Origin of the sequence: Streptomyces sp. S.PB5 (assembly GCF_030403745.1) — a bacterium.
GTDB lineage: Bacteria > Actinomycetota > Actinomycetes > Streptomycetales > Streptomycetaceae > Streptomyces.
Map to the genome: position 1 here is coordinate 157,675 of NZ_JAQMWP010000020.1, position 20,224 is coordinate 177,898.

At 70.0% G+C, this 20,224-nt stretch carries 19 protein-coding genes and 1 pseudogene; 6 read left to right on the forward strand and 14 right to left on the reverse strand.

The features are described 5' to 3' along the window. The first annotated feature begins 249 nt into the window (after positions 1 to 249). Positions 250 to 1,233 (forward strand): alpha-L-glutamate ligase, encoded by a 984-nt coding sequence (locus PH203_RS39840; RefSeq protein ID WP_289926777.1) that lies wholly within the window; start codon positions 250 to 252, stop codon positions 1,231 to 1,233. 597 nt (positions 1,234 to 1,830) lie between these two features. Here PH203_RS39840 and PH203_RS39845 read toward each other — a convergent pair. The 6 genes from PH203_RS39845 to PH203_RS39870 form a co-directional block, all read right to left on the reverse strand. Further along, positions 1,831 to 2,646 (reverse strand): SAM-dependent methyltransferase, encoded by an 816-nt coding sequence (locus tag PH203_RS39845; protein ID WP_289926779.1) that lies wholly within the window; start codon positions 2,644 to 2,646, stop codon positions 1,831 to 1,833. 207 nt (positions 2,647 to 2,853) lie between these two features. Next, a complete protein-coding gene (locus tag PH203_RS39850; protein ID WP_289926780.1) occupies positions 2,854 to 4,233 on the reverse strand; it encodes a permease prefix domain 1-containing protein in 1,380 nt (459 codons plus the stop codon). Beyond that, complete coding sequence (locus PH203_RS39855) at positions 4,230 to 4,604, reverse strand: PadR family transcriptional regulator (RefSeq protein ID WP_289926781.1); 375 nt, start codon at positions 4,602 to 4,604, stop codon at positions 4,230 to 4,232. The genes PH203_RS39850 and PH203_RS39855 overlap by 4 nt, the downstream gene beginning before the upstream one ends. A gap of 168 nt (positions 4,605 to 4,772) precedes the next feature. Beyond that, entirely contained in the window at positions 4,773 to 5,249 is a 477-nt protein-coding gene (locus PH203_RS39860) for a hypothetical protein (protein WP_289926783.1), read from the reverse strand. Between the two features lie 110 nt (positions 5,250 to 5,359). Then, entirely contained in the window at positions 5,360 to 6,292 is a 933-nt protein-coding gene (locus PH203_RS39865) for a hypothetical protein (RefSeq protein WP_289926784.1), read from the reverse strand. A gap of 173 nt (positions 6,293 to 6,465) precedes the next feature. Further along, complete coding sequence (locus PH203_RS39870) at positions 6,466 to 8,352, reverse strand: ABC transporter ATP-binding protein (protein WP_289926785.1); 1,887 nt, start codon at positions 8,350 to 8,352, stop codon at positions 6,466 to 6,468. Between the two features lie 218 nt (positions 8,353 to 8,570). Here PH203_RS39870 and PH203_RS39875 point away from each other — a divergent pair, with 218 nt between their 5' ends. Further along, positions 8,571 to 8,993: a hypothetical protein gene (locus tag PH203_RS39875; RefSeq protein WP_289926787.1), complete on the forward strand. Its 423-nt coding sequence runs from the start codon at positions 8,571 to 8,573 to the stop codon at positions 8,991 to 8,993. Positions 8,994 to 9,050: 57 nt separating this feature from the next. Here PH203_RS39875 and PH203_RS39880 read toward each other — a convergent pair whose 3' ends face one another. From PH203_RS39880 to PH203_RS39895, 4 genes are all read right to left on the reverse strand, one after another. After that, positions 9,051 to 9,917 carry a F510_1955 family glycosylhydrolase gene (locus tag PH203_RS39880; protein ID WP_289926789.1) on the reverse strand — a complete coding sequence of 289 codons (867 nt, stop codon included), beginning with the start codon at positions 9,915 to 9,917 and terminating at the stop codon, positions 9,051 to 9,053. 136 nt (positions 9,918 to 10,053) lie between these two features. Then, a complete protein-coding gene (locus PH203_RS39885) occupies positions 10,054 to 10,701 on the reverse strand; it encodes a DUF305 domain-containing protein (RefSeq protein ID WP_289926790.1) in 648 nt (215 codons plus the stop codon). Positions 10,702 to 10,795: 94 nt separating this feature from the next. Beyond that, positions 10,796 to 11,269: a hypothetical protein gene (locus PH203_RS39890; RefSeq protein ID WP_289926791.1), complete on the reverse strand. Its 474-nt coding sequence runs from the start codon at positions 11,267 to 11,269 to the stop codon at positions 10,796 to 10,798. Between the two features lie 145 nt (positions 11,270 to 11,414). Further along, a complete protein-coding gene (locus PH203_RS39895) occupies positions 11,415 to 11,711 on the reverse strand; it encodes a heavy-metal-associated domain-containing protein (RefSeq protein ID WP_289926792.1) in 297 nt (98 codons plus the stop codon). 168 nt (positions 11,712 to 11,879) lie between these two features. Here PH203_RS39895 and PH203_RS39900 point away from each other — a divergent pair. Continuing rightward, positions 11,880 to 12,776, forward strand: a pseudogene (locus PH203_RS39900) (sigma-70 family RNA polymerase sigma factor); the annotation flags it as partial. A 96-nt stretch (positions 12,777 to 12,872) separates the two neighbouring features. Here the strand turns inward: PH203_RS39900 and PH203_RS39905 are convergent. Then, a complete protein-coding gene (locus tag PH203_RS39905; protein WP_289926836.1) occupies positions 12,873 to 13,331 on the reverse strand; it encodes a MarR family transcriptional regulator in 459 nt (152 codons plus the stop codon). 71 nt (positions 13,332 to 13,402) lie between these two features. Between PH203_RS39905 and PH203_RS39910 the strand changes: the two genes are divergently transcribed. Beyond that, positions 13,403 to 13,771: a VOC family protein gene (locus tag PH203_RS39910; protein WP_289926794.1), complete on the forward strand. Its 369-nt coding sequence runs from the start codon at positions 13,403 to 13,405 to the stop codon at positions 13,769 to 13,771. A gap of 99 nt (positions 13,772 to 13,870) precedes the next feature. Here the strand turns inward: PH203_RS39910 and PH203_RS39915 are convergent, their stop codons facing one another. Beyond that, positions 13,871 to 14,893: an LLM class flavin-dependent oxidoreductase gene (locus PH203_RS39915; protein ID WP_289926795.1), complete on the reverse strand. Its 1,023-nt coding sequence runs from the start codon at positions 14,891 to 14,893 to the stop codon at positions 13,871 to 13,873. 76 nt (positions 14,894 to 14,969) lie between these two features. Next, entirely contained in the window at positions 14,970 to 15,338 is a 369-nt protein-coding gene (locus PH203_RS39920) for a helix-turn-helix domain-containing protein (protein WP_289926797.1), read from the reverse strand. A gap of 98 nt (positions 15,339 to 15,436) precedes the next feature. On the opposite strand from PH203_RS39920, the gene PH203_RS39925 reads away from it, so the two are divergent. After that, on the forward strand, positions 15,437 to 16,318 hold the full coding sequence (locus PH203_RS39925; RefSeq protein WP_289926798.1) for an NAD(P)-binding domain-containing protein: 882 nt from the start codon (positions 15,437 to 15,439) through the stop codon (positions 16,316 to 16,318). A gap of 99 nt (positions 16,319 to 16,417) precedes the next feature. Here PH203_RS39925 and PH203_RS39930 read toward each other — a convergent pair whose 3' ends face one another. Continuing rightward, a complete protein-coding gene (locus PH203_RS39930) occupies positions 16,418 to 16,798 on the reverse strand; it encodes a hypothetical protein (RefSeq protein WP_289926799.1) in 381 nt (126 codons plus the stop codon). 188 nt (positions 16,799 to 16,986) lie between these two features. Between PH203_RS39930 and PH203_RS39935 the strand changes: the two genes are divergently transcribed. Continuing rightward, positions 16,987 to 20,208: a BTAD domain-containing putative transcriptional regulator gene (locus PH203_RS39935; protein ID WP_289926800.1), complete on the forward strand. Its 3,222-nt coding sequence runs from the start codon at positions 16,987 to 16,989 to the stop codon at positions 20,206 to 20,208. Positions 20,209 to 20,224 lie beyond the last annotated feature (16 nt).

Genomic DNA, 20,224 nt, shown 5'->3' on the forward strand with positions numbered 1-20,224 from the left:
GCCTACCCTCACGGCACGACCCTGCGCCAGGGATACGGCAGGGCGGAACCTCCTGTGGTCACCGGCCGCCCGGCGCGTATCGCCGAACGGGTCCGCCACGGACCCCGGACGTACGCGGCACAGCGGCTGCGAGGGCGGACTCGCCCACCGTGACCACGCGCGCGACAGGAACCAACCCCTGAGTCCGCTCGGCCGCGCAACCGGGAGCCCGCGGCACGAGCCTGCGTCGAGAGCCCCGTGGAGGCAGCTGTGTCCCGACCCTGCGTCGCCCTGATCGCCGACCCCACCTCACCCGAAGGCTGCCGGGAGTACCTCGCCGAAGCCGTCCGGCTCCTCACCGGTGCACCCGCGGTGCGGATCGACTCCCGCCACTTCGCCGCCGACGGATCCGCACGCGGGATCCCGGAACGCGGACGCTTACGTCTGTACGTCCCCGAACAGGGCTTGGACGTGCTCGCCGACATCGTCGTCCTCTACGAGATCCCGCCCCACCGCCGTCGTTCCCTCGCCGCGCTCCAGCAACTCCTCGCCCACCACGGCGTGGTGACCCTGGCCGCCGACCCCGCCGCCTGGCGCACGGCGACCGAGAAGGACCTGACCGTGGAGCGCCTCGCCCGGGACAAGGTCGCCCAGATGGAGACGGTCGTCCTGTCCGGGCCCGGCCACGAGGACGCGGCCGCCGCCTTCGACAGGCTCGGACGGGACGTGTGGGCCCGGCCCGTCATCGGCACCGGCGGCAACGAGACCTTCCACATCACCACCCGCGAGGCCCTGCGGCGGGCCGTCACCTACTACGCGGAGCGCGGCACCGACTGGATGCTGTCCCGCGACGCGGGCAACATCACCGCCGAGGGCCACCGCCACCAGTTCCGGGTCTTCGTCCTGCACGGCCGGGTCGTGCACGCCCGGGAGCACATCCAGCCCGCCCTCGACACACCCTGCAACACCTGCCAGGGCGCGACCCCGGTCCATCTCACTCCCGAGGAACTGCCCGCGCGGCTGGCCGAGCTCGCCGTCGCCGCCACCGCGTCGGTCGGCCTGCCCTTTGCCGGTGTCGACCTCGCCGTGGAGAACGGCGGTGTCGTCTTCGAGGTCAACGTTCAGCCCGCCTTCGTCGAGGGCGAACTCGCCACCGTGGCCGTCCCGTACATCCAGGCGCATCTCGACGCGTACGCCCGGGGCGAAGGCGGACACCGCCCGGCCGCCGCACGGGTACGGGCGACTCCTGCATGAGCCCGGGCCGGGAAAGGCCGAGACGCTGACAGCGGCGACGCACAACGGCCTTCGCGACCCTGGCTGCGGGACTGTTGTCCCTCCTGCACCGGCCGTCGCGGAGTGACCATGGAATCAGGCGCCGGCGCCGGCCACGGAATCCGCAAGGGGCTCTCCCGTCCCCGGCCGGAGGCGGCGCCCGCGCCAGGGGGGCGTCCCGCGAGGGCTACGGGTGTCCGTGGGTCGGCCGCCGTCGGCCCGCGCGCCCAGCCAGCGCGCGAACACGCCCCCCGCCCCGAAGCCGACCCGAGCGGGTCCCACCTGCCTCCTGTGCACACGGAGTTGGACCGTAAGGCCCCTGCAGCGCCCCGACCCGCCCAGGGCGTCTCCTTCGAATCGTCCGCGCCCGCCGGCCCGCCGCCGAGGCCCGTCAAAGGGAACCGGGCGGCTCGGCGCGCTTCGCGGCCCGCCCAGCACCGCGTCGGGCGTGAACAGCAGACCGCGGCAGATGCCGAGCGGGCCCCTGGCCGACCGGGGCCCGCTCGCGTGCCGGTGAAGTCGCCCCGGCGGCCTTCCCGTACACCGGGGGGAGCGGCCGGCCGGCGATCCGGTTGCCGGTTACGGCTTCAGGGCGAGACCGCCGTGCTCGGCGATGACCTCCGGAGTGTCCGAACCAGGCTCCGGACGCCACTGGGTGACCGGGACGACACCCGGCTCGACCAGTTCCAGACCGTCGAAGAACGCGGTGATCTCGGCAACGGTACGCAGGTTGTACGGCACCGCGCCGCTGTTGTTGTAGGCGTCCTGTGCCTGCTCGAAGACCGGGTCGATTCCGAGTGAGCCGTCGTTGATGGAGAGGTAACTTCCCGAGGGCAGGGCCTCCATGAGCCGGGTGACGATGGAGCGGGCCTGCTCGTGACCGGCGACGTGTCCCAGAATGTTGCTGAGGATGAGCGCGGTGGGCTTCTGGAAGTCCAGTGTCTTCGCGGCGGCGGCGAGGATACGGTCCGGGTCCGTGACGTCGGCGTCGATGTAGGCGGTCGCGCCCTCGCGGGTGGAGTAGAGCAGGGCACGGGCGTGGGCCAGGACCATGGGGTCGTTGTCGACGTACACGATCCGTGCCTCGGGGGCGATCCGCTGCGCGACCTCATGGGTGTTCTGGGCGGTGGGAAGGCCGGTGCCGATGTCGAGGAACTGTCGGATTCCCGCCTCGGAGACCAGGTAGGCGATGTTGCGGCGCAGGAAGGCGCGGCTGCTGCGGGCGATGGTGACGATGCCCGGGAAGACGGCGGTGTACGCGTCGCCGGCCTGCTCGTCGACGGGGTAGTTGTCCTTGCCGCCGAGCCAGTAGTTCCAGATGCGGGCGGAGTGCGGCACGGAGGTGTCGATCCGCTGCTGCTCCGCAGGTTCGGGCGTCGTCACAGGGTCAGTCATGAGTCGCGTCAGTCTCTCAGCCTCGGTTGGATCATCTACGGCACAACCTACGTCCGAACAGCCGCCGTGCGCCCGTCTGTTCGGTATTTCGGGTCGGCTTCAGGCATGCCGTCCGGGGCCGCCGACCGCTCGGTTCGGAAAACCGGCGGTCGGCCACCCGTGACGACAGGCATCGATCGCAACCGGCTGGGACCCTGGTGAACAGGCTCAGAGGTAGTCGAACAGCGGCGGAAAGACCAGGGCCACGATCCACGCCCACACGGCGTAGACGGGCAGATAGCCGGTCTGCCAGCGTTCGAGTCGGGCGAACGGCGTACGTCGGCGGACGAAGTCCAGCAACAGCCGTGCCGACCAGACGAGGTTGGCGAGCAGGATGACGTTCTCGCCCAGTGCCGCCGCTTTGTTGGGCGTGGTTCCGTAGTCGCTGATCCGTCCGGTGATCTCGATCAGCACCAGTACGTCGATGGCGAGAGCGCAGAGGACAAGGACGAGTTGGAGTTTGTCGAAGATGCTCGGCGGGGCGAGCGGATCGCGGGCGGAGATCGAGTAGAGCAGCAGTCCCAGCACGACGGCGAGGAGGACGTCGAAGAGGATCAGCGCTTCGCGTTCGAGGTCGATACCGGCGCTGGTCCAGCCGACGGTGCCGAGGAAGGCCAGCAACACCGCGGCGATGAGGGGTGTGAACAGCCGTGCCAGCACGGGCGCCATGTTCTCGACGACGCTCTGCTTGGCCTCGACGAGCCACCCCGCCACCACGACCGCGGCCACCCCGCCACAGGGCAGCAGCCAGTGCACGACAAAGGCCTCGGGGACGATCCCGATGGCCTTGAAGATCCCGAACACGAACGGGATCAGAAGGCCGCCGCCGGTCCCGATGAGGGACATGTAGACGACCCACTCGCCGGTGAACCGTACGAAGTCCATGCGCCGCCGGGCGGCCCGTACATCGTCGGCCACGTAGGCCAGACCGACCACGAACCACAGAGCGATGGGCAGATGGATGCCGGTCAGGACGATCGACTGGGAATCCTCCGCGAGGGGATACACGTTGGCCGCCACCGCGCCGAGCGCGAACAAGGCCACCAGCGCACCGACCAGGGCCGGTGCGGCCCGGCGACGCCAGGCCAGCAGGGCGGCCAGCCAGGGCAGTGTGAACAGGCCGAGGTTGCGTGCGTAGAACGCGGCATCGTGCTCAAGGTCCAGTCCGAACAGCGCCGGCACTTTGACCGAGGCCGCCGCGCCCGCGGCACAGAGGACCACGGGCAGCAGCTCGCGCCGCCGTCCCCGGGCGGCGTCCGTCACGGGACCGTCGGTGTCGGCGCTCAGCACCAGTTGCTTCCACAGCCGTTCGGAGTGCTCGCGGGCGAACTCACGGGAGAGCTCGTCCAGACCGCCCATGCGTTTGACGGCGACCAGGAACGCCTCGTCGGCGCGCAGGCCGACCGCGAGAAGTTCGTCGACCGAGTCCCGGAGATGGTCCTCCAACTCCTCGGCATCGGCCTGCCGCAGCTCCGGGCGGCGCTGTACATAGGAACGCCACTGGGCGAACTGGGTCTCCAGCCCGTGCCGGCCGTCCGCCGTCGTCATGCCGGGCCCTCCAGCGGATTCGGCGCCCACGTGCGCGGATCGCCCGGACCGAGCCAGACCTTTCTGAGGGCGTCCACGACGGTGTCCCACTGGCGGCGCTGCTCGGCGAGTTCGGCCAGGCCGCTGTCGGTGACGCGGTAGTACTTGCGCCGCCGCTCCCCGGTCGCCGCCTGCCAGCTCGACTCCACGTGCCCGAGCCGCTCCAGCCGGTGCAGCAAGGGGTAGAGCAGGCCTTCCGTCCAGTCCAGCTCTCCACCGGACAGCTGGTTGATCCGCCGGAGGATGGCGTAGCCGTAGCTCTCACCCTCGGCCAGGATGCCCAGCACCATCGGTGTCGCCGATGCGGCGACGAGATCCTTGGTGACCTTCATCTATCGCCCTCATACCTAGAACTGTGATGCATTCTAGTTCTAGGTATCACATGCGGACAGAGGCGCGAGGCGGTTCGGCCATTGTGGTGTCGTCACGTTGTGCCCGTCACGGATGAGCGGGTCATCGAAACCGCTGCCGACGGTTCGATGACCCGCCCCGTTTCACGGTCAGGTGAGCCAGCTGTTGGCGGCACACCCGGAGCTCTGCACCCAGCGGTGGGAGGAGATGTGGATGGGCACGCTGCCACTGGTGTACGTGTTGTCGGTCACGTCGTCCGCATACAGCTCGTACGGCGAGAGGCAGACGTACCCGTGCTCGTAGGCGTAGTTCAGCGCCAGATAGAAGGCGACCACATCGTTGCCGCCGATCGTGCCGTTGTTCGCGACGGACTTCGGCTGGTTCCAGTCGTTGCCCTGGAAGGGGCCCGAGTTGTCGCTCCAGTCGGGGTCGTTGCCGGGAGTGACTCCGAGGAGCGTGCCCGTGCAGTCGAACCCGTTCCAGGCGCGGACGTTGCCGTCGCGGCCGTGGCTGCTCCACTCCGCGTCGCAGTACATGCCCTGTTCGGCCGCCTGGGCGGACGCCGGGACGGCGAGACCGAGGGCCATCAGGCCGGTGGCTGCGATCGCAGTGGTCAACTTGCGCATGTGTACTCCTGTTTGTCTGTCTCACCGGAGGTGTGCTGATCCACGGTGGTGACCGTGGACGTGGTGTCGCGACCGTGCGCCGTCAGCACGGGAGACCCTGAACGGGGGTCTCACCTGCGCGGTTCGACGACCTCCGCGGCGCGGGCGGACGCCCGGAGCTGGAGGCGCGCATAGGCGTCGAGGTCGTCGCCGTACCGGCCGCGAAGCCTGTTGACGTAATGGGTCTCGCGCTCGTTCCCGATGGATCGCAGCGAGGTGTTCTTCGCGCACGTCGCATCGGCGACGGCGAGCTTGCGCTCCGCCTCGAACGCCTTGTCAGGCTCTGTCTTGAGGCCCTGTTCGACGGCTGCCTGCCGGGCCTCTTGCGGGGTGCGGTACGTGTAGCCGGAACGGGCCATGCACCCGGACCAGGAAGCCAGCGCCGCGGCGAATCGTTTGTCGGCCATCAACTGGGGGACGTAGAGGGGTTGCAGACCCATCACTGTCTTCTCCGCACGGAACCAGGCCGCACGGTCTCCGTACAGCTGCTCCTCCGCCTCCGCCACACAGCCGCCCACCCGCTTGCGGACCGTTCCGCCGGTGGGCACCTCGGCTGTGATCACGGGGGCGTCGACGCCTTCGTCCAGGGCCTTGTCGTACGCGGCACGTCGCTCGTCGGAGAGGCCCTTGCGGTAGGTGACATTCCTGTTGGTCAGCCGGGCGCGTTCGTGCTTGGCCTCGATACGGCTGCCGTAGCCGTGCCTGTCCGCCCAGGCGACATCGTCGGTGACCCAGCCGAGCGTGCGGCTCTCCTCCAGGCTCAGCCGCTCCGCCTCCCAGTAGTCGAAGCCCTTGCGCGCCATGCAACGTTTGATCAAGCGCTGTTGGGCATCTCCGATACGGAGCTGCTCGGCGTCGGTCAGCTCTCGCAGTCGGCTGCCGCCGGCCGAGGTCCCCAGATCCGTGCCGGACCGCTTCTCGTCCTGGTTCTGCGGGCCGCATCCCATCGTGACGACGCCCAGAGCCGCGGTCACGACCAGCGCGGCAGCGCTCGTGCGCTTCATGAACAACGTTTCCCCCGATACGGCGCGTGGTCCCGGTCCGCGGTCGGCCTGCGGACCGGGAGCAACGTACGTGAGGTCGCGCCGCCTGCTGTCCTGACATGTGTCAGTACCACCGGACGCCCGGCGCCTCCGTTCTCGTGGGACTCACTGAGCGTGCGGTGGGCGTGCGGCCGTCACACGGACCGGGTGCCGGCGGGTGACGACAGCGTGTCGCCGCTGTCCGGTGCCGAGTCGGCCGCTGGGACCTGCGGGCGGGAGTCCTGCCGGGCGTTGTCGCCGAGGAAGCCGCCCGACTGGTGCTTCCACAGCCTGGCGTACGTGCCCTGCCCCGCGAGCAGCTCCTCGTGGGTGCCCTGTTCGACGACGGTCCCGCGGTCCAGTACGACGAGCCGGTCCATGCCCGCGACGGTGCTCAGCCGGTGTGCGACCACGAGCGCGGTGCGCCCCTTCATCAGGCGCCACAACGCGTCCTGGATGAGGATCTCGCTCTCGGAGTCCAGCGCGCTGGTCGCCTCGTCGAGGAGCAGCACCGGTGCGTCCCGCAGGATGGCGCGGGCCAGGGCGACGCGCTGACGCTGGCCGCCCGAGAGCTTCACCCCTCGTTCGCCCACCAGAGTTCCGAAACCGTCGGGCAGTTTCTCGGCGAACTCCGTGACATGTGCCGCCTCGGCCGCCGCGAGGATCTCCTTCTCCGTCGCGCCGGGCCGGGCGAAGGCGATGTTGTCCCGCAGCGGGCGGTGGAACATGGCGGGCTCCTGCGGGACGTAGGCGATGAGCGAGCGCAGGTCGATCTGCCGTAGCCGCCGGATGTCCTGGCCGCCGATCAGGATGCGCCCGCCGTCGATGTCCGACATCCGCAGCAGAAGACGGGTGAGGGTGGTCTTGCCGCCACCGGACCGCCCCACCAGTCCGATCCGCGCACCCGCGGGTACGTCCAGGTCGAGTCCTTCGAAGATCGGCGCGGCGCCCCGGTGGGCGAAGGTGACGTTGTCGAAGCGGACACCGGAGTCGCACGGGGCGAGCGGCTCCGGATCCGGCGGGTCGAGCACGGTGGGCGGGTCCAGCAGCAGCTCGGTGAACTGCGCCGCCTCGGTCATCGAGCTCTCCAGGCGCCGGTAGATCTGGTTGAACTCGAACATGATCTCGGTCGCCTGGGAGTAGTAGGTGAAGGCGACGACGACCCCCTCCACGCCCAGCCCCGGACCGCCGAAGGCGATCGCCACCACCAGCCCCAGCACATTGGTGGCGACGGACATCGGCGCGATCACGGTGTCGACGCGCAGGTTGCCGTAGTCCCACGACCTCAGTGTCAGCCGTCGGGACTCCGCGACACGGCTGCGATGCTCGGCTCCTTCCCGTCGTTCGGCAGCGAACGCCCGGATGGTCTCCATGTTCATGAGGCTGTCGGCGACATGGCCGGAGACGCGCGCGATCGCCGCCTCCCGCGCGTTGACCAGCCGCTGCCGGCGCCGGATCAGCGGGGTGGCGGCCACCAGGGTCAGCACCATCATCACGAGCAGACCGGCGACCAGCATCGGCGAGTAGGTCCACAGCACCGCGGCACCGAAGACCAGCGGCACCAGGCTGCCCACGATCCGGTACGTCATCGTGTCGATGAAGTCCTCGAAGCGCCTGCCGTAACTCAGGACCCGCTTGGTGAGGGAACCCGCGAAGTTGTCGTGGAAGAACGCCGCGTCCTTGGCCAGGAGTTCGTCCATGCCGTCGACGTAGAGGTGCTCCATACCGAGCGCGGCCACCCGGTTCAGACAGTGCTGGCCGACCCGCCACACGGCCTCGGAGAGCAGCAGAGTCACTCCGAAGGCCAGCACGTACGGGGCTGCGGAGTCGAGGGTGAGGCCGTCGTCGTCGGCGGCCTGCCCCGCCAGCTTGGCGATCAGCAACGGGGCGATGTAACGGATGCCGATGTTGCCCAGGGCCGGAAGCAGCAGCGCGGGCAGCGCCAGCCGCCACAACCGCAGCAGTTCGAGGTTGTAGTGGCGCAGCGCCAGCAGGACCGCACTCCTGCCCGGCGCGGAGCCGTAGGTGTCAGATGTGCCCATGACACTCCCGAGGGTGAGGAAGCGGGCAGTGTCCCGTCGAACGAGGTTCTCAGTCCATGCATTTACGGCGGAGCGGTGATAATCGGACACTTCGCCGTCACCCCGGGTCCGGCGCTGGTCCCTGACATCTGTCAGGGACCGTTGAGGACGGCAGCCTTCTAGGTTTCTGGGCGCACCCCAACCGGCACCGCTCGACACCCACAGGAGCAACCCAGCCCATGCGCCCCCAGCGATCCCTTTTCGGTGCGGTCGGCACCATGACCCTGGTGCTCGCCTCCGTCTTCGGCTCCGGTACGGCGCAGGCGGCCTCGTCCGGCACGTCCGCCGTCGCGCCCACGATCTCACCGGCCGCCCCCTCCCAGCTGGTGGCCAACGGCGACCACATCACCTGTGGCACAGGGAACTTCTGCGCAGGCGTCTGGGACCCGACGGTCGGGCAGTGGCGGGTCTTCTTCCTTTACGACTGCCACCGCTACTACCTGTCGAACTGGCACGGCACGGGCGAGGTCATGAACAGCCAGACCGACAACGCCGAGGCGACGATCTACGGCCAGAGCGGCAACGTCATCCAGACCTTCCCGGTCAGCACCGAGAAGCCGGACGTGGACTGGGAGCCGGTCTGGTCGATCCGCAACTGCTGACCCGGCGCACCACTCCACCCACTCACGGCATCGGGAGCGCGCGCGGCGGCCGTCGGTTCAGTGTCCGCCGTCCGCCTCGACATCGAGGCGCTTGGTGAAGGACCGGCCGCCGTCCTTCGACTCGTACACCCCGTTCTGCGTCGCGGCCAGGACGCGCTTGGCGTCGACGGCCGTGAGTGCTTGGGGGCCACCGCCCGGAACCGCACCGAGTTCCTGCCAGGTGCTTCCGCCGTCGGTGCTGCGGGACAGTCCTCCCGAGGTGTCGATCCCGTACAGGGCTTGCTCGGTCGGCCATGAGAGGAAGGCCATCACGGGCTGCTCGGCCGCGGCGAAGGTCCGGCCGCCGTCGGTGCTGCGGGCCACTCCGCCGGCTGTGGTGGCGAGGACGAGTCCGCGGTCCTGGGGGCTGACCGTGATGTCGAGTGCCTCGATGGCGGCGCCGTCCGTCCAGGAGCTGCCGTCCTTGCTGGTGCGCAACAGGCCGTTGGTGGCGTCGTACCCGTAGACGGTGTCGTGCACATGGTCCAGGGCATGGAAGTCGGATTCGCCGGAGAGGGACAGCGACTGCCAGCTCTTGCCGGCGTCCGTGCTCCTGATCAGGCCTTTGTTGCCGGGACCGCCTTCACCTGCGGTGGGGTGGCCGCTCGCGTAGAACGTCTTGGCCCCGGTCACGGTGAAACCCATGAAGTCGTCCTTGCTGTCGCCCACGAGGGTGGGCCGACCTTGGGCGTCAGGGGTGTAGACGCCCTCATGCGTGGCGACGTAGAGGCGCTGGTCGGACGGGTCCAGGCCGAGGCCGTGAATGTGGCTCACGGTGACCCCGGATGTGGCAGTGCCGGTGTCGTCCGTGCTGCCGGAGCAGGCGGTCAGGGCGAAGGCGAGAGCGACGGCGGTGGCCGCCGTGGCGGTGAGGCGCTGGTTCATGGGTCCTCGGTGGGAAGGCGCACGGGCGAGTCGGTCGACGATGAGGAGCGGCCGTCCGGGCTCCGCGGCACGAAACCGGCGGAGCCCGGACGGCTGAGGTGCGACGCGGCCCGGCCGTGGGCCGCGTCAGCGGGGCTCAGAGCCGGTCGAGGATGCTGTTCAGCTGCTCGACCTCGGCGGACTGCCCCTTGACGATGTCACCGGCCAGCTTCACGGCGTCGGCGCTCTTGCCGTTCTTCTGCTCGTCCTTGGCCATGGCGATCGCCCCGTTGTGGTGGTCGATCATCATCTCCGCGAACATCTTGTCGAACTCGGCGCCCTTCATGCCCTTGAGGTGCCCCATGTCCCCGTCCGACATCATGCCGTCACCGCTGCCGTGGTCCATGCCGGGCATGGACTCCATCGCGGTCGGCTTGTTCCAGGACTCCAGCCAGCCCTTCATCGTCTTGATCTCGGGGTCCTGGGCCTGTTCGATCTTCCCGGCGAGTTCCTTGATCTCCGCGTCGGAGGCGCGGCCGTCGGCGAGTTCGGCCATCTCCAGGGCCTGCTCGTGGTGCGGGATCATCATCTGCGCGAACGTGACGTCGGCGTCGTTGAAGCCCGTGGCCCCGGCCTCGGCGGAGGCCGACGCCGAGCTGTTGCCACTGCCGTGGTCCATGCCGGCCATGTCGCCGTCGTCGTCGCCACCACAGGCGGAGAGGAACAGGGCGCCGGCGGCGACCGCGCCCACGGCGGCGATACGGCGGGCGGGCTTGCGGCGCAGGGCGCGCGTGAAGGAAGTCATGGTGATTCACCTCGTGTGTCGTTTCTGGTGCTGTTTCGGCGTACGCGTAGCCGCGGGACCGCGCAGGGGTGCGCGTCCGCGAGAACGGTTCGGCCTACAGCCGCAGAACTGACAGCAGGGTGAGATCGGGTCTGCGCGGCGGGGGATCGGGCCGCGGTACGGCGGCGAGCTGAGCGAGAAGTTCCGCCAGCCATTCCTCGTGCCGGGCGAACGCCGAGCGAAGGAGCGCGGCGAGCAGCCACGCGCCGAACAGGACCGCCAGACACAGCGAGAGCATGTCCATGCCCGTGGCGGGCTGGTGGGTGGCCGGAGCCGCGGCGTCCGCCGCGTGCGTGTCCGCACCCACACGGTCCATGCCTGCATGGTCCAAGCCCGCCGCGGTGCCGACGGGAGCGCTCATCGCGGCGGTGTCCGTCGGCGTGGCGTGGGAGGCGGTGCTCATGGCGGAGTCGTGCGAGGTGTCCGGGTGGCCCAGGGTGTGCATCGTGAAGATGCCGAGGGCGAGCACGATGACGAGCAGCAGGTGCCCGAGGGCGCCTCCCGCACGTACGTACCGACTCGCCTTCACTCCGGTCCCGTCCTGGTCCGCTTCCGCTGGTTGTGGATCTCCTGCCCGACACTACCCAGGCGGTGTCGGGTCTGTCGCATCGGGATACGTATGCCGACCCGCGTTCGTTCGGATCATGCTCGAATGTCGTGGGCCGGGCGGCGGGCTACACCGTGCCGACGAGCTCGTAACCCGCCTCGTCGACGGCGGCGCGGACGGCCTCCTCGTCGAGCGGGGCGGCGGACGTGACGGTCACCTCGCCGGACGCGGCGACGGCCGTGACCGAGGTGACGCCCTCCAGTGCGGAGATCTCCTCGGACACCGCGCCCTCGCAGTGTCCGCAGGTCATGCCCGACACCTTGTAGACGGCGGTGACCCCGCCGACCTGGACGTCGGTCGTGGTGCCGGAGTGGCAGGAACCGTTGGGGGAGCAGCAGGAGCCGGTGGTCGTCTGGTCGGTCATGGCTTCATCCTCGGGTTTCGTTGCGTGGACAGTTGCCGCACGGGGCTGTGTCGCTGTCCCGTCCGTCTCTATCGAGCATATACCCCCTGGGGGTATAAAGGGAACACTGTGCCTTTCGGGCGGGAGAGGCGGCGATCCGGCGTGTGGCGCATGACGCGGAAGTGCGAGATGTGCGGGTGTCCGATCCCCGGTGGGGGCGGGCCGGGGCGGGTGGCGTCGTACTGTTCGCAGGCGTGTCGGCAGCGGGCCGACCGGGAGCGTCGGCAGGCCGGGGGTGGTTCCGCCAGGGAGCTGGTCTCCGATCTCGGCGACCGGTCGGGGCGGCTGCGGCTGGAGCCCGGTATCGCGTTCCACGCCGATGTCGAGGCGCTCTCGGGGCGGTTCGCGCAGCTGCGGCGGCTCGCCCGGCAGGCGGGACAGAGCGGCGAGGGCGGCGACGGGGCCGTGGGTCCCGCGGACGCGCCCGGTGTCGTCGGCGCGGAATTCGTCACGCCGGGGCGCGTGACGAATTCCGGCCCCGCCGTGGACGACTTCGGCGCTCTCGTCGAAGGGCATCAGCGCGAGCTGCGGGTGCACTGCTACCGCATGCTGGGTTCCTGCGGCGAGGCCGAGGATCTGACACAGGAGGCGTTCCTGCGGGCTTGGCGGGCGCGGGAGACGCCGGGCGGGGTCGGCGATGTGCGCGCCTGGTTGTACCGGATCGCCACCGACCTCTGCCTCGACTTCCTGCGCAAGTACAACCGGCGGTCGGCCTGCTGCGAACCGGTACCGGGCATGGACTCCGGGGACGGGGCGCCGTCAGCGCGGCTGCCGTGGCTCCATCCGTTCCCCGACGACCGGTTGCCCGAGACGCCCGTGCCCCGGCACGAACCCGATGACCAGGCCGTCGCGGGCGAGACCCTGGAGCTGGTGTTCCTGACCGCCATCCAGAGACTTCCGCCCCGGCAGCGGGCGGCGGTGATCCTGCGCGATGTCGCGGGCCGGTCGGCCGAGGAGACCGCTGACCTGCCGGGCTCCAGCCCGGCCTCGGCGAACAGTGCCGTACGGCGCGGCCGGGCAGCTCTGCGCCGGGCGCTGCCCGAGTGGGCGCCGACGCTCCGGCCTGCGCGGCGCGCATCTCCACGTCGTGCCCGAGAAGGCCCTCGGGCACGTGCAAGCCGGCTACGCGCCGTCGTGCTCTGCGTGCAGGGAACGGACCATGCTCTGCAGGACCCGGAACGCTTCCGACTGCTCGGTCTCGGTCAGGCCGGAGAGCATTCTGGCCTCGACGGACCGGACAGCCGCGCTCGCCTGCTCAAGGCTCTGCCGGCCGCGAGGCGTGAGGCGCGTGGGAAGCGCCTTGCCGACGGGCGCCTGGGTGGGCCTGGTCACGTGGCCGGCCCGTTCCAGGGCCTGGAGCAGCACGTTCATCGTCTGCCGGGTCACGAACGCGCCGCGTGCGAGCTCGGAGTTCGACAAGCCGGGCCGCTGCGCCAGCAGTTCGAGGCAGGAGTAGTGCGTCACGCTCATCCCGAGCGGCCGCAGCACTTCCTCCATGGCCGTGCGCAGGGCGCTCGACGCTTCTTTGAGCAGGTAGCCCAGTGACGTCTCCAGGTCGATGCCGACTCCGTCTTGACTCATGTCAGTATTCTGACATAGCTTGCTGCGTGTCAGAAAACTGACATGGGAATGCGGAAACAAGGAGCGTCACCATGCCCGCCACCGGCCCCGACTTCATCTCGTTCCAAGTACGCGACCTCGACGCCTCGCAGGCGTTCTACGAGCGCTACCTGGGCCTCGTCCGCTCACCGGCCGGACCTCCGCACGCCGTCGTCTTCGAGACGAAACCGATCGCGTTCGCCGTCCGCGAGGTCATACCCGGCACCGATCTCGCCTCCGTCGCACAGCCCGGCATCGGTGCCGCGTTCTGGTTCCACGCCACCGACGTCCAGGCCATCCACGACACGCTCCTCGCCGACGGCCACACCATCGTCTCCGCACCGATCGACGGCCCCTTCGGCCGGACCTTCACCTTCGCCGACCCCGACGGCTACCAGGTCACACTCCACGACCGCGGCTGACGCCGTCCTTTTCCCCGTGGTGCGCGCCGGCGGTGTCGACGGATCAGGCGTGCGGGCGCGCCGGGCTCACCGCATCCCGTGCACGGCCTCCCACCAGGCTCAGCGCCAGCCCAGGCCCGGAGCGACGTGGGTCAGGATGCTCTCGATCACGTGGGCGTTGTAGGCCACTCCGAGCTGGTTCGGCACGGTGAGGAGGAGTGTGTCGGCGGCGGCGACCGCTTCGTCCTCGGCGAGCTGCTTGACCAGCACGTCGGGCTCGGCGGCGTAGGAACGGCCGAAGATGGCGCGGGCGTCGCCGTCGATGTAGCCGACCTGGTCCTTGGAGTTGCCCTCACGGCCGAAGTAGGCGCGGTCGCGGTCGTCGACCAGCGCGAAGACGCTGCGGCTGACCGACACCCGCGGCTCGCGGGTGTGACCCGCTTCCCGCCAGGCCTCGCGGTAGGCCTCGATCTGCTTGCGCTGCTGGACGTGCAGCGGTTCGCCGCTCTCGTCGTACTTGAGGGTCGAGCTCTGCAGGTTCATTCCGAGCCTGGCCGCCCACGCCGCGGTGGAGTTCGATCCGGAACCCCACCAGATACGGTCCCTGAGGCCTTCGGAGTGCGGTTCGATGCGCAGCAGGCCGGGCGGGTTGGAGAACATCGGGTTGGGGTCGGGCTGTGCGAAGCCTTCGCCCGTCAGTACCTCGAGGAGGCGCTCGGTGTGGGCACGCGCCATGTCGGCGTCGGTGGCCCCTTCGGCCGGCAGATGCCCGAAGTGGCGCCAGCCGTCGATGACCTGCTCCGGGGATCCCCGGCTGATGCCGAGCTGCAGCCGGCCACCGGAGATCAGGTCCGCGGCGCCGGCGTCCTCGGCCATGTACAGCGGGTTCTCGTAGCGCATGTCGATCACGCCGGTGCCGATCTCGATGCGGCTGGTGCGCGCGCCGATGGCGGCGAGCAGCGGGAACGGCGAGGCGTACTGCCGCGCGAAGTGATGGACGCGGAAGTACGCGCCGTCGGCGCCCAGCTCCTCGGCGGCCACCGCGAGGTCGATCGCCTGGAGCAGGGCGTCCGAGGCAGAGCGCGTCTGGGAGTGCGGCGATGGCGTCCAGTGTCCGAAGGACAGGAACCCGATCTTTTTCATACCACTTTCAACAATCAAGGTCGCGGTTCATTCCCCGCCGGAATCCGTGGCACACACGCGGCTGTGACCGGCGCTTTCACCGAAGGTCCTGGCCCGCCGCCTCCGTCGGCGCGGTCGACCGCTCACGTCCCCATGCGGCCAGCGGCTGGAGCGCCTCGTTGAGACGGGTGCCCTCCTCGGTCAGCGAGTACTCGACCCGGGGTGGCACCTCGTCGTAGGCGACGCGGCGTACGACACCGTCCGCTTCCATCTCGCGCAGGTGAGAGGTCAGCACCTTCTCGGTGATCCCGGGGACCAGCCGGCGCAGTTCGCCGAAGCGCCGGCAGGGGTGCTCATGGAGCGCCCAGAGGATCAGCACCTTCCACTTGCCGCCGATCACTTCCATCGCGGTGTCGATCCCGCAGACGTGCCCCTGTGATGTGCACGGCCGGTTCAGCGTCGTCATGCCCCCACCCTTCTGAGCTGCTCACTCACCCCGCGGTAACCACCCACTACGAAGTACGTACTTGATCACCTCCGGGGCCTGCGACCAGCCTAATCCGCATGACACAGAACACCGTTGAGAAGACCCCCGTCACCCTGCTGGGCCTCGGCGCGATGGGCACCGCCCTCGCTCGCGCATGGCTGGCCGCCGATCACCCGCTGACCGTCTGGAACCGCACCCCGGCCCGCGCCGCAGTGCTCGCAGCCGAGGGCGCGCACGTCGCACACAGCGCCGCCGAGGCGGTCGCGGCGAACTCCCTCGTCATCGTGTGTCTGTTGGACGACGCCTCGGTCGGCGAGACGCTGACCGGCGTCGACCTGACCGGCAGGGACCTGGTCAACCTGACCACCAGCACGCCTGCTCAGGCCCGCGCCCGCGCCGAGTGGGCCCGGGCGCGCGGCGCCCGCTACCTGGACGGCGGGATCATGGCAGTCCCTCCGATGATCGGCGTCCCGGAAGCCGGGGGCTACGTCTTCTACAGCGGTTCGCAGGAGGTGTTCGAGCGGCACCAGGAGACCTTGGGCGTCCCGGCCGGCACCACCTACGTCGGCCTGGACGCGGGCTTCGCCGCCCTGCACGATGTGGCCCTGCTCAGCGCGATGTACGGGATGTTCGCCGGGGCCGCGCACGCCTTCGCGCTGATCCACAAGGAGGACATCGACCCCGTCTCGCTCGCCCCCCTGCTCGCCGACTGGCTGGTCGCGATGGCCCCGGCGGTTCATCAGACCGCCGACCAGCTGCGCAGCGGCGACTACACCAAGGGCGTCGTGTCCAACCTCGCCATGCAGGTGGCCGGCACGCCGACCTTCCTGAGCACCGCCGAACAGCAGGGCGTCAGTCCGGAACTGCTCAGCCCCTACTTCGAGTTGATGCGCCGCCGGCTCGCCGAGGGCAGCGGGGAGGAGGACCTGACCGGCGTGATCGACCTGCTGGTGCGCTAGGTCGTGTGTCGGGGGCGCCCTCGATGCGGGGCCGCAAGGGCGGAGCACCGCGCTTTCGGCCGCCGAAACGGCGATCACCAGCGGCGGCCGGAGCGGCGATCAGCGAGAGCGGGAGCTCACGGTCGCCCGCATCGGTTCCAGCGCCCGCGTCGTACGGGGAACCGCCAGGGCGTACAGCATCAGGCCGAGCAGGAGCGTACGCCGGTTGACCCGCGCGGCCAGGAGGGTGATCGCGGGAGAGCCGATCACGACGCCGAACGCATAGGCCGTGATCGCGTACGCGGCCACGGGGACGGACACGCCGAGACCGGACGAGAACAGCTGGATGATGCCGTTGCTGCCGAACTCACCCGTGCCGATGGCGAACGTGCCCAGGGCCAGCGCGAAGACGACGCGGCCTCTGTGCCGGACCCGTGTGGTGGCAGCGGTGTGGCGGCCTTCCTCGGCCCTGCATTGTTGTGCGTACGCCTTTTCATGCATAAACGGAATCGTCGCCACCGAGAGTGGACGGACAGTTGACGAACAATGCGGTTTCCTTGCCGCCGCCCACCGGGCGCACTAATCCCCGGAATCGATGGCCCCGTGTAAACTTTTGGCTGCGCATGCCGTGAGCAGACGCGATCCACGCAGTAAGCAACCTGGACCGAATGTATTCGGGGGCCATGAGCGTGGCTGAGCCAATGCGTCCTGCCCCGTCCGGTGAACAGGCCCGGCCGGACGACGGCCACCCCCTGCGTCTGCAGATCCTCGGCCCGTTGCGGCTCTGGCGCGACGGTGCCGAAGTGCAGGTGGGACCGCGTCAGCAGGCCTTTCTGCTCGCCCTCCTCCTCGCCCGTGAGGGCCAGCCGGTCAGCACTTCGGAGCTGATCGACCTGATATGGGAGGAAGACGTACCGGCCAGCGCGTTGAACGTCCTCCACAAGTACGTCGGCGCGCTGCGGCGCCTGCTCGAACCGGAACTCCCGGCCCGCGACAGCGGCTCGTTCCTCCATCGCCGCGGCAGCGGTTATCTGTTCTCGGCGGGACCCGGCATGCTCGACCTGGTCACCTTTCGTGAGCACATCGCGACGGCCAGGACGGCTTCCGCGCAGCAGCACCACGAGGCGGCGCTCGCCGACTACGTGGAGGCACTCGCCCTGTGGCACGGTTCCGCGGGTGACGGTCTGAGCAGCGGCCCCAGCGCGCTCCCCGTCTTCGCAGCCCTCGATGCCGAGTTCTACGAGGCGTGCACGGCAGCGGCCGAACTGGCGACGGCACTGGCCCGCCCGGAGCAGGTGCTGCCGGCGCTGCACCTGGCCGCCTCGATGGTGCCCCTGCACGAACCCGTCCAGGCCGGCCTCGTCACCACCCTGGCCGCCGCGGGGCAGCAAGCGGAGGCACTGTCGGTGTTCGCTGCGGTCCGTGCCCGTCTCGCCGAGGATCTGGGCATCGACCCCGGACCGGTGCTGCAGGCCGCACACCAGCAGGTGTTGACGCAGACACCGCCGGCGGCTGTGACGGATACCCACAGCGACGTCAGCGGCCCGCAGCCGAGCACGGCCGGCTCCTTGGTCGGGCGGGCCAAGGAGCTCTCCTTGCTGCGGCAGAGCCGGGACGCGGCTCTCACCCGGGGCACAGCGATCGGCGTCATCGAGGGCGAACCGGGTGTGGGCAAGACCCGGCTGCTGGAGGAGGCCACCGCCGAAGCGGCCCGGCGCGGAGCGCTGATCGTGTGGGGCCGCTGTCTGGAGGGCGGCGGTGCGCCCTCCATGTGGCCGTGGGTGCAGGCCATCGGCACGATTCTCGACGGCCTGTCCCCGCCTGCCCGGGAGCAGTGGCTCGCCGGTGAGCTCGGGCATCTCGTCGAGCCTCGCGGCGATGTGCTGGCCGCATCGGTGCTGCCGGACAGCGGTTTCCGCTTCCGGCTTTTCGAACGGGTGGTCGCCGTCATCGGCCAGGTGACCGCCCAGCGACCGGTCGTGCTCGTGATCGACGATCTGCAGTGGGCGGACGGCACGTCGCTGGAGCTCTTCGGGCACCTGGCCGCCCGGCTGCCGGCAGGCACCGTCGTTCTCGGCGCCCTGCGCGACCGTGCTCCCACACCCGGCTCGGACCTGTCCCGGCTGCTGGCCGCGGTCAGCAGGGTGCCCGGCCACCGCCGGTTCCGGCTCGGTCCGCTCGCCCCGGACGACGTCGCCGAACTGGTCCGACGCGAGACCGGCCATGATCCGGGCGCGGGCGTGGCCCGCAGCATTCACACGCGGACCGCGGGCAACCCCTTCTTCGTACGGGAACTGTCCCGGCTGCTCGCCGACGGCGGTGTGCTCACCGCCGACGCCGCGGCCCGGGCAGGGGTGCCGGCCACCGTACGGGACGTAGTCCTCGACCGGATGGCCGGCCTGGACGGCGGTGCCAGAGATCTGTTGCAGATCGCCGCCCTCATCGGCCGCGATGTGGATCTCGACCTGCTCGTCCGGGTTGCGGGTCTCGACGTCGAGAGCTGCCTCGAACAACTCGAGCCCGTGAAGGCCCTGGGCATGATCGAGTCGACACCGGAGAACCCCTTCCTGATCAGGTTCGCCCATGACGTGGTCCGTGAGTCGGTTTCCATGACCACGCCGCCGTCGCGGGCGAGCCGGCTGCATCAGCAGGTCGCCGACGCTCTGGAAGCGACCGACCCCGAGGGCGAGTTGATCGCCGAACGTCTGGCGCACCACTTGTGGGCGGCCGGTCCGCTGGCCGATCCGGCCCGGACGGCTGCCGCTCTGGTGCGCGCGGGACGGCGTGCGGCGGGCAAGTCCGCCCTGGATGTCGCCGAGCGTCAGTTGCGGCAGGCCGCGCAGGTGGCGCGGACGGCCGGCCTCGCCGAACTGGAGCTGACGGCTCTGTCGCAGCTCACCGCCGTGGTCGGGATGCGGTCGATGTACGGTTCCTCGTCGCGGGACCTGCTGGAGCGCGCCGAGCATCTGGCGCGCAGTCTCGGCCGTGAGGTCGAGGCTGCCGGTTTTCTGTTCTCCCGCTGGTCCTCCCACGCCCAGGCCATCGAACTCGACCGCAGTGGGCCGCTCGCCCGTCAGCTGCTGGAACAGGGCGAGGCGTCCGCCGACCCGTTCGTGCTCGGGTGCGGTCTGCAGGCCTGGGGGCTTCACCAGTGGGACGTCGGCAACATCGGTGAGTCGTTCCGGTACCTCAGCCGGTCCAGGGACATCGTCCTCAACCTCGCCCAGCGGGAGAAGGATCCGGTCCAGCACGACCTCCAGTTGCTCATGACCGGGATGCTCGCGGAAGTGACCGCGCTGCACGGTGACGTCCCGTCGGCGCTTGTCCTGCTCGACGGGCTGGAGGGGGTGGCGGGTGCCGACCCGTACATGATCACGATCTGGGCCACCATGTCGGCGCGGATCGCAGCGATCATCGGTGACCCGGTCCGGGCGCTCCGCGCGGCGCAGCGGGGAATCGCCGTGGATCCCGACTTCTCGTTCGTCTTTCTCGGCACCTATCAGCGGCTGGCCCGCTGCTGGGCCCGGGCCGTGACCGGCGAGGACCCGGCCGGTGCCGCGATGGAGGCGCAGCGGATCATCGCGGCGAACCTGCTGAACCCGACGCGTTCCTGCGTGGCCACGTGGTACGGGCTGCTCGGTGAAATGTGGTTGGCGGACGGGGCGTTGACCGAGGCCGCCGCCGCTCTCGACCGGGCTGATCTCTACTTGGACATCTGTGGCCAGCGCTACCCGGAGGGCCTGATCCTGCTGCTGCGATCACAGCTGCTGCAGGCCAGTGGGGAGCCCGTTGCCGTGGTCCGTGCGGCAGCCGGAAGGGCGCGGGCCTTGTCCACCGAGCGCGAGGCCCATCTGTTCGCCCACCGCGCCGAAAGGTTCCTGGCGGACCTTGAGGACCCCGCCGACACATGACGGCACCCGCTTCCGC

Bases quoted from the DNA above. Each gene is read 5' to 3' on its own strand.
- PH203_RS39865 (WP_289926784.1), bottom strand. From the start codon at position 6,292: ATGAAGCGCACGAGCGCTGCCGCGCTGGTCGTGACCGCGGCTCTGGGC.
- PH203_RS39895 (WP_289926792.1), bottom strand. From the start codon at position 11,711: ATGACCGACCAGACGACCACCGGCTCCTGCTGCTCCCCCAACGGTTCC.
- PH203_RS39915 (WP_289926795.1), bottom strand. From the start codon at position 14,893: ATGAAAAAGATCGGGTTCCTGTCCTTCGGACACTGGACGCCATCGCCG.
- PH203_RS39880 (WP_289926789.1), bottom strand. From the start codon at position 9,917: ATGAACCAGCGCCTCACCGCCACGGCGGCCACCGCCGTCGCTCTCGCC.
- PH203_RS39850 (WP_289926780.1), bottom strand. From the start codon at position 4,233: ATGACGACGGCGGACGGCCGGCACGGGCTGGAGACCCAGTTCGCCCAG.
- PH203_RS39885 (WP_289926790.1), bottom strand. From the start codon at position 10,701: ATGACTTCCTTCACGCGCGCCCTGCGCCGCAAGCCCGCCCGCCGTATC.
- PH203_RS39860 (WP_289926783.1), bottom strand. From the start codon at position 5,249: ATGCGCAAGTTGACCACTGCGATCGCAGCCACCGGCCTGATGGCCCTC.
- PH203_RS39870 (WP_289926785.1), bottom strand. From the start codon at position 8,352: ATGGGCACATCTGACACCTACGGCTCCGCGCCGGGCAGGAGTGCGGTC.
- PH203_RS39930 (WP_289926799.1), bottom strand. From the start codon at position 16,798: ATGCATGAAAAGGCGTACGCACAACAATGCAGGGCCGAGGAAGGCCGC.
- PH203_RS39845 (WP_289926779.1), bottom strand. From the start codon at position 2,646: ATGACTGACCCTGTGACGACGCCCGAACCTGCGGAGCAGCAGCGGATC.
- PH203_RS39925 (WP_289926798.1), top strand. From the start codon at position 15,437: ATGACACAGAACACCGTTGAGAAGACCCCCGTCACCCTGCTGGGCCTC.
- PH203_RS39875 (WP_289926787.1), top strand. From the start codon at position 8,571: ATGCGCCCCCAGCGATCCCTTTTCGGTGCGGTCGGCACCATGACCCTG.
- PH203_RS39910 (WP_289926794.1), top strand. From the start codon at position 13,403: ATGCCCGCCACCGGCCCCGACTTCATCTCGTTCCAAGTACGCGACCTC.
- PH203_RS39855 (WP_289926781.1), bottom strand. From the start codon at position 4,604: ATGAAGGTCACCAAGGATCTCGTCGCCGCATCGGCGACACCGATGGTG.
- PH203_RS39905 (WP_289926836.1), bottom strand. From the start codon at position 13,331: ATGAGTCAAGACGGAGTCGGCATCGACCTGGAGACGTCACTGGGCTAC.
- PH203_RS39920 (WP_289926797.1), bottom strand. From the start codon at position 15,338: ATGACGACGCTGAACCGGCCGTGCACATCACAGGGGCACGTCTGCGGG.